Source organism: Ruegeria sp. AF1, assembly GCF_056542125.1.
Genome location: NZ_JBQFZG010000033.1, coordinates 1 through 7,875, shown reverse-complemented (window position 1 = coordinate 7,875; position 7,875 = coordinate 1). Strand labels below are relative to the sequence as shown.

Genomic DNA, 7,875 nt, shown 5'->3' with positions numbered 1-7,875 from the left:
CTTTCCCGCACCGCAGCAAACGAGCAAAGCCTGACAAGAAAGGCACTCGCGCTCAGTTCGGTACGCCTCTCTCTGCGCCAGCAACACGTTGTTTTTCAACAATATCGGCTCTTTGCGGTCATTTGCTGAAGATGGCCTGATTGACTGCTACGCGCAGAAAAAGCGGACTTTGCAAAGTCCTGTTGTTCTACCTCAATCGCCCTTTGACACAAATCTTTTCCGAGTGCGATCACCCCGTGCTAGAAAACAATCCGGGTTCTTAAACCAAACAGAGTAATGCTATCCTGGTCAGGGTTCAGAAGCGGGTTGGAGATGAATTGTATCGAAGGCGTGATCTGCAGCCCGGGTGAGATTGAAAAGCGATAGAATGCTTCAAGCGTGAACTGATCGCCGTCTATGCCTCTTGCCTCAGCCCAGTTCAGACCCAGCCCGGCCAAATCGGTATTGCGACCGTAATAGCCGACACCGGCAGAAATGGACCGATCATAGAGTGCTGCTGTCCCTTTTGAGGCCCCTGCCCGAAAGAATGGCATCCACTTATTGTCAACAAACCATGCAGCAGAAAACGCGGCGCCGTAATCTTCTGGACGGCTACCATCATCAGCCGCGTCCGCATGCCAGAGGGTCAGATGGATATTGTCGAAGTAGATGCGATCAAAGCCAGAAGTGTAGCCGAGTTCGAGTGATTTGAATAAATTACCATCGCTGAACACATCAAAGTTTGGATCAGACGGGTCGGCATTTGCGTCTGAGACGCTCGCGACGGCGTAAAGGTTATCGCTCAGCTTTACCCCACCGGCAATGCCAATGCCTTGGTTGGGCGTGTTAATCGTCGGGTTGGTGTTGAAGGACAGGTTTTGGAAACCACTGTAGGGGCTTACCAACCCGTAAATATCCACAAAGTCGGTTACATCAATCTGCCCGACTTGCAGCGTCCACGAACCGTTCTCGGCCCTTTGGGTCCAGAACAGGTTGGTCAATAACAAACCATTATCGTTGAAGGCCGTCCCAGTGATCGAAAGCGCTCCGCCATCCAGCCCGAGAAACTGTGGGGCAACATCGGTATAGCTGTGCCGGTTTTCAATCTTGAATGTCAGGGAACCCCGTTCAGTTGCCTGCCAACTTCCGTAGAAACGAGCGATTCCACTTGCGGCTTCACCAGTTCCCAAATCAGCATTCGTGGTTTGGCCCAATGCCAAGTAATCCACGTTGAACCGAAACCCACCCTCAGCCAGCCGGTCTTTCCACTGAAACCAACCCGGAGCGATGTTGCGTGGAAAATCGGAACGGTACTGTGGGTCGGTCAGTCCATCTCCGGGCTGTAGATCAGCCTCGACCGAAGAAGGCCCAGACAGTCCTTGCGCCGAGGCAGCGCCAGCAACCGCAACACTCAATGTGACAACGAGAAGTCTTATCATTCAGACGCCTTTGCCCCGCCGGTCTTGCGATGACCCGCTGCAAGGATGCGATCAGCAATCGATGCCGCCCAATCATTTGTTGTTGGCGTGCTGGTCATCAGATCTCGCATCGTTTCAGTCTGCGAGACCTCCAAAACATAGCTGGAGCTCATTGGCACATTGCCGTCTACGATGCGGAAAGTGTAATTTGTTTCTTCAATTGACAGTTTGCCTGTCAGCCGCACCGGTTCGTGCATAGTGCTGGGGCTCCAGTCGTCAAAAACTCGCGCCCGAATCATCTGATTGGCGTTTGGCGGTGGGGTATGGCTGCACATGCCGCGTATGGGAACGAGGTAGACGACAGTGGTCCCGTCCGCTTCGAAAGGCGCTGGGATAGCGTAACCCGCCAATGTAACGATTTGACCATCAAGGTTCGGATTAGCCGCTGTTGCTGCTTTCTTGCGCCGGTCGGCGACGGTCCAGCGTTGGTCGATCAGCCAATCTGCATCAATCCCGTCTTCAGACAGTTCCTCAAGTGCCGCATTGATTTTTGCGGCACCGTCGGCCATCTGAGCCTCGCTGAGAGTGGCGTCGTTCAGCAGCTCCCTGTTTCGTACGATCGCCCGCAAGGATTCGATCTGTTGATAGTTCAAATCCTCAAAAGGATCCTCATAGGTTTGTGCCGACGGATCGATCAGATCCTGCCAGGCGATCTGCTCAGCCGAAGCGGGCGCGGCGAGCGGAACAAACAGCGTCAGAATGCTCATAGTCAGCAAACGATGCATCTCTTTCTCCAAAAAGTGTTTCGCGGGGCGGCCGAGGTAGAAAACCGCCCCGCAGGATCATCGGGTCAGCGTGTTCGTGTACATCACACCACCCAATTCAAATGTTTATGGATAAACAGCTGGTTCACGAACTGCCGGTCGGTACATAATGCTGTCGGTATCGACCATGGTGTTCTTGTAGGCGCGGCCATCCTTCATCACGAGTTGCAGCTTGCTCTCATCCAGGATCAGGTTGATGTCCTCAAGCGGGTTGCCGTCCCAGATCAGGATGTCGGCATAGCTGTCAGGCGCGATCTGGCCCAAGTTATAGGTCGGATAGGGGTCTTTTGGACCAGACCACTTGAGCACGATCCCCGCGTTGCCGGTCCAGTGCTTCAAGGCCTGCGCAGGGCTGAAACCCGCATCGACGTTGCAGGTGATGTCCTCCTTGATCTTCTCGACCAGTCCAGGGCTGAACATGTCCGACCCCCCCACAATGAACATGCCGTACTCATTCATCCACTTGGACATCCGGCGCACGCCTTCGCCGGCCGCTACGCCCTTGAGCTTCTGTTCATGTGTGAAGAATGCCGGCATGGAATCATAGCTACCGAAGGACTTGACGCTCATAAAGCACTGGAAGCTCCAGACAATGTCCTTGGTTTCATTGTATTTTGCGACCATTTTCTTCACCATGTCCTCGGAGATCAGGAAGCCATGTTCGAAAGAGCGGGTACCGAGCCTCAGGTGCCTCTCGTAGCTTTCGTCGTGGTACGCATGCACGGCCACATAAGTGCCGTTGTCACGTGCGATTTCGACTGCCCGGGCAACCTCGTCCTCGGCGAGCCCAAGAATCTCGAGCGGATCGAACTCGCTTGCAACTCCTCCGCCGCCCATGACCTTGAGAAAAGCCGCTCCCCGGCGCAAGTTTAGACGCGCAGCAAGCGTAACATCATCCACTCCGTCGACCACCCAAGTGTTGCCGGTCGCCTGCGCCATATCCAAACCGTTTTCGAGTATGTGGGGCGGTACGTTCCTTCCCGCCCAGTCACTGTGACCGCCAGTCTGGCCAATGGCGCCACCGGAGGAATATACCCGCGGTCCGCGAATGAGGCCCATATCGATGGCCTTGGCGACATCCAGCGGATCGCCGGCGATGTCCCGAACCGTCGTGATCCCCTTCATCAGCATGTGATCGTTCATGTATTGGATGGCAATTGCTCCACCAGCCGCGCCGTCCCAGCGGGTCTGATAGGCTGCTGTGCCTTCGGGCGCGTTGAGCATCACGTGTTGGTGCATATCGATCAGACCGGGCGTCATCACTTTTCCAGTTGCTTCGATGACGAAGGCGCCCTCTACCTCGATCGGATCGGTGGAGACCTGAGTTATGACGTTGCCCTCGACGAGCACGTTGGCATCCTCGATCAGATCCGGGCCGAACCCGTCGAACACATCGACATTGGTGAACAGGATCGGCGGCGGCGTATTATCCTGCGAAGCCGCAGGTGACGCGATCGCTAGCACTGCAACGACCGCCGTTGCGGTTATTGTCTTGGACATGATTTGTCGGACTCCCCTGGTCTTGTTTCGGCATGTGGGAGCCTCGGCCGATCATCGATTACTTTTTTTTGTGCCTCGCGCACAGAATAATCATAGGCGGCAATGTTAGCTCCTCGCACTAAAAGCGTACTAGGTGCGAAAGAGGCCACCTAACAGTATTCCGGTTTTAGGATGAAATGGTAAATTTGCGGTCGCAAAATGGTAAATGCCTTGCGATACTGCGTCGTGTGCGCTCCGATAATGGTGGAAGGTGTTGGTCGCAGTCGTAAAACTTAGGTACGCGCTGAACTTCGCAATTGCCTGCGAAGACGCTGGCTGTGACCCAATGAAACTCCTGCAAGCTGTCGATATCGACGAACGTATGATGCAAGAACCGGAGTTGATGATCGCGGAGCACCAACTCTGGACAATCGCAAGCAAAGCCGCAACGAGTACCGGAAAATTCGACATCGGCTTTGATGCCGGATCCGTTTCCAGCGTGCAGATGCATGGTACCCTGCGGCAACTTTATGATCAGAAAACACTTATCGATCGCTTGGCCACCTTCTGCAATATGGCAAAGCTGGAATACAGCAGAGCCGATTTCTTTGTTCGCCCGGCCTGGAATGGTCTGGTTTTCGGCCGCAACGCCATTGTTGGCGATCGCGAGCAGGTCCGGCAGGTTGAACTTTATGTTCTTCAACTCATGCTAGAAACCGTCCGGAGTGCACTGGGGCCGTCCTGGGCTCCGAAGAGGCTGAACCTACAGTCGGATCATCACCTCGACCTCGAATGGCTTGCCCAATCCGCGGAAGCAAGACTTCGGTTTGCTCAGCCGGTCACGGAAATCCACATCGAACGCGGGGAAATGGTTTCAGAGGCCGTCATTTTGCCCGATCCTGCCACGCATGATCAGATGGTTCCCACGACGCGCGCCATTGCCGCGCTGGTCTGCACCTACCTCCACGATTCTCGCTTGTCTCTGCAATTCATTGCGCGGTTGCTTGGCCTGAGTGACCGTCACCTGCAGCGCGATCTTCAAAATGAAGGGACCAGCTTTTCTGAAATTCTGTCCCGGGAACGGACAAAAGCCGCAATAAACATGCTAAAGGTGCCAGAGTTAACGATATTTGAGATATCGAAATCCTTGGGTTACTCCAACCAGGCGCATTTCACGCGAGCTTTCATCAGAAGCACAGGAATGACACCATCTCAATTCAGGAGAGGCGTCTAAACTCAAAACATCTCTGCAAGCAAGATCTGCAATTTCGTTGGTTGCCAATGAGTTAAGACTCTTTGGGCTGAATGTAGCAATTGAGTTTGTACCAAATGTGGGCTCTGCATGCTCGATGTTGGAACTGCAATTTGGCTTTTAGGAAAAATATAACTTGCGAGTTTTTTCTGCTCTCAAGCTGATCAAACATACAACGCGTTTCCACAGCTAGTGCTGACGACGGGAGTAATTGGAAACAAAAGCAGCCACTCGTCTATCGCAAACAATTGGCTTGTTTGCCCCGGTGTTGATTGCCGAAAAGGGATGCAGCGAAGGATCGGTTTCGGATTGAGCCAATATACCGCATCCGAATGACCGGTTCGGTGAAGTGCGCTGCATCGCAATGATAGACGTGCCGCGCCTGTGAGCAGATGGTGCGCAAGCAAACACCCGGACAGGCAACGACGGAAAAGTCCGCGATCTGTGAGTTCGAGCGGGGCAGCATTTCGGCAGTGCGGCGAAAATCCGGTCTGGTGAAGCTGCGCCGCAGCGCTTGGCGACATCGGCAACGTCAGGAGTGGGCCGATCCCTGAAGCATACATGCGGGCTTCGACACGAGATGCCGCGCCGCATCCGACGGCAGCAGTGAGCCAAAGCGGCCACTTCAAAAAGACACGAACTGCTCGAGAGCCGCCGCTAGCTATGCAGCCGCGCGTGCAACTCAATCGGTGCGATCAAACCGCTCTCAATGTTGTGCACCATGTGACGTACTTTCAGCGCGGTGTCATCGCCCATGATGAGATGTAGCCCGAGTGGCGGGGGACCGTCGGCCTGGCTTTGTGCGGCAGCAAGATCAGCGAAGAACTGTTTAGCAAACGCTGTACGGTCAATGCGTTCCCCAACCTCAAACCCCACCGATTTTAAGGCCGCCTCATAGGTTTCAGGCGGGTCCAACGCGCTTAGTTCACGAGATGATGCCCAAGGCGCCGGGTAATCCATTTGTCCGCTTCCGACCTGCATCACATCGTAGATCGCAAAGATGCCGCCAGGCTTGAGAACCCGCGCTGCTTCTCGCGCGATCCCAGTTTTATCGGCGATATTCATGCCGACGTGGATCATGTAGGCCGCGTCCATTGATGCGTCCTCAAAAGGCAACTCGAGCACGCTGCCTACAACCAATTCAATCTTGTCATTCAATCCCGTCCACTCGGTCAAAGCGCGCCCGGTTTCTACAAATTCGGGCGTCAGGTCGATGCCGGTGACATGAGCTCCTGTCGTTGCAGCGACAAAGCGGGCTGGGCCTCCCAGACCACAGCCGAGGTCCAGGACGCGACTACCCTTGGAAAGCTGTAGCGACTTAACAAACGGTTCAGTTGCACGACGGCCACCAATATGAAATTCGTCCACCGGAGCGAGTGCGTCGTGCGCAATCGGTGGTGTCAGATCCAGCGCCGCGCAGCCGTCAGAGATGCGTTTAAGCAGATGTCCTGAATGATAGTGTTGGGCGACCTCTTTCAGGTTCGTCATGACATAGCCTCCCCAATAGTGATGATGGCAGGATATATCAGCAGGGATAATATGTCAGCTTACCGCCCAGACTTGAGCGCGTGGCTTAGGTTGCTTCAAGCGGGTGCGTCTTCAGGGGCCAGGATCGTCATGCCGGCCTTTTCCGCCACCGCCATGATCGCCGGAATGTCGGGTGGCCCATCGGGTGCAGGAATATCCGTTGTGCCGTCCGGCATTGCTTCGCCCGCTTCGGTGAAGAATGTATCATGCATAGCTCCCGGAGCGTTGATGCATAGCAAGCGACCTGGAGTTTTCCCAATACAAGTAAACGCGTGCACCGCGCCATCGGGGACTTTCACGAAATCGCCACTGCTTACCTTTTTTGTCTCGCCGTTTAGGAAAAACTCAAACTCGCCTTCGAGCACATAGAAACTCTCATCTTCGCCAGCGTGATGATTGGGGGGCGCGCCGGCACCCGGGGCGGTCTTGATTTCAACGATTGTACAGCGATCTCCGGTTTCGGCTGGAAATGCGTGGAATTTCAGAAGGTTCCCTAGAAGGTGATATGTGCGAGGGCGAGATTGCGTCATTTCAACGACTCCCTTTACTTCGATGAATGTACCTTTATGATACACATATCCAATCATGAGACAAGTTTATCATTAAGGAACATCGGTGTGGCCCCTCGAACCAATCAAAAGAACAGGACTAGAGAGGCGTTGCTGGCGGCGGCACGTGAGCTTATGTCAGAGGGGGAAAATGTGACGCTTGCCAAAGTAGCAGAGCGCGCGAAAACCGGTCGGGCAACGGTATACCGGTACTTTTCCGATCCCGGCGTGTTGGCCCTCGACGCGACCCTCGACATAGAGGTGATGCCGACCGCAGAATTGCTGGAAGGACTTGAGGATGTACGCAACCGTGTGCACGCGGTTGCGCGCTACTATCTGGATTTCTCCCGCAAACATGAGGCTTTCTTTCGCCAGTTTCTGGCTGAATCGCTGAAGGCATCACTGCAAGACGGCACTGTCAAAATGCGTGGAGCGAGAAGGGTCGCGGCATTTGGAGAGGCCCTTGAACCCGTTTGCAGCTCGATGAAACTGAGCGATTACGAAGATCTGACACTACGTTTGGCCATGACAACAGGCATAGAGCAGTTTGTGATATTGGAAGATATTCTGCGCGTAGATCAGCAAAAGGGGTACCGGCTACAAGAAGGTCTCGTGGACGCTCTGCTTAACCAGTACCTGCCGAAAGTGTGAAACGCGCCAGCAACGCAATTTCGGTTAGATGGGCGCTTTTTAGCTGTGCAGATGCTCAGCTAAACGTGTTGCAATGCAGCGACCGACAGCTATGTCGAAGGTTTTTCGATGCGGGCCGCGGCGCATCGTTGGCGTTCGTGTGTAACCCGGCCCGCGTTGAATAACCTGACAAGGAGGAAGCCGCGGTAGGCTGGGCG

The 7,875-nt window shown here is 54.5% G+C and carries 7 protein-coding genes; 2 read left to right on the top strand and 5 right to left on the bottom strand.

Translation table 11 applies throughout. The features are described 5' to 3' along the window. Positions 1-239 precede the first annotated feature (239 nt). From ACR0BK_RS20165 to ACR0BK_RS20155, 3 genes are all read right to left on the bottom strand, one after another. Positions 240-1,208 carry a carbohydrate porin gene (locus tag ACR0BK_RS20165; RefSeq protein ID WP_480556046.1) on the bottom strand — a complete coding sequence of 323 codons (969 nt, stop codon included), beginning with the start codon at positions 1,206-1,208 and terminating at the stop codon, positions 240-242. Between the two features lie 206 nt (positions 1,209-1,414). After that, positions 1,415-2,164 carry a DUF3299 domain-containing protein gene (locus tag ACR0BK_RS20160; RefSeq protein WP_480556045.1) on the bottom strand — a complete coding sequence of 250 codons (750 nt, stop codon included), beginning with the start codon at positions 2,162-2,164 and terminating at the stop codon, positions 1,415-1,417. A gap of 123 nt (positions 2,165-2,287) precedes the next feature. Then, positions 2,288-3,721 (bottom strand): amidohydrolase family protein, encoded by a 1,434-nt coding sequence (locus ACR0BK_RS20155; protein ID WP_209503344.1) that lies wholly within the window; start codon positions 3,719-3,721, stop codon positions 2,288-2,290. Positions 3,722-4,046: 325 nt separating this feature from the next. Here ACR0BK_RS20155 and ACR0BK_RS20150 point away from each other — a divergent pair, with 325 nt between their 5' ends. Beyond that, a complete protein-coding gene (locus ACR0BK_RS20150) occupies positions 4,047-4,934 on the top strand; it encodes a helix-turn-helix domain-containing protein (RefSeq protein WP_480556044.1) in 888 nt (295 codons plus the stop codon). Between the two features lie 675 nt (positions 4,935-5,609). On the opposite strand, the gene ACR0BK_RS20145 is transcribed toward ACR0BK_RS20150, so the two are convergent. Further along, positions 5,610-6,440 carry a class I SAM-dependent methyltransferase gene (locus ACR0BK_RS20145; protein WP_209598739.1) on the bottom strand — a complete coding sequence of 277 codons (831 nt, stop codon included), beginning with the start codon at positions 6,438-6,440 and terminating at the stop codon, positions 5,610-5,612. Positions 6,441-6,535: 95 nt separating this feature from the next. After that, positions 6,536-7,009, bottom strand: coding sequence for a cupin domain-containing protein (locus tag ACR0BK_RS20140; protein WP_480556043.1), 474 nt, complete (start codon positions 7,007-7,009; stop codon positions 6,536-6,538). A gap of 36 nt (positions 7,010-7,045) precedes the next feature. Between ACR0BK_RS20140 and ACR0BK_RS20135 the strand changes: the two genes are divergently transcribed. Next, positions 7,046-7,678, top strand: coding sequence for a TetR/AcrR family transcriptional regulator (locus ACR0BK_RS20135; protein ID WP_480556047.1), 633 nt, complete (start codon positions 7,046-7,048; stop codon positions 7,676-7,678). Positions 7,679-7,875 lie beyond the last annotated feature (197 nt).

Bases quoted from the DNA above. Each gene is read 5' to 3' on its own strand.
- ACR0BK_RS20160 (WP_480556045.1), bottom strand. From the start codon at position 2,164: ATGAGCATTCTGACGCTGTTTGTTCCGCTCGCCGCGCCCGCTTCGGCT.
- ACR0BK_RS20145 (WP_209598739.1), bottom strand. From the start codon at position 6,440: ATGACGAACCTGAAAGAGGTCGCCCAACACTATCATTCAGGACATCTG.
- ACR0BK_RS20135 (WP_480556047.1), top strand. From the start codon at position 7,046: ATGATACACATATCCAATCATGAGACAAGTTTATCATTAAGGAACATC.
- ACR0BK_RS20150 (WP_480556044.1), top strand. From the start codon at position 4,047: ATGAAACTCCTGCAAGCTGTCGATATCGACGAACGTATGATGCAAGAA.
- ACR0BK_RS20140 (WP_480556043.1), bottom strand. From the start codon at position 7,009: ATGACGCAATCTCGCCCTCGCACATATCACCTTCTAGGGAACCTTCTG.
- ACR0BK_RS20155 (WP_209503344.1), bottom strand. From the start codon at position 3,721: ATGTCCAAGACAATAACCGCAACGGCGGTCGTTGCAGTGCTAGCGATC.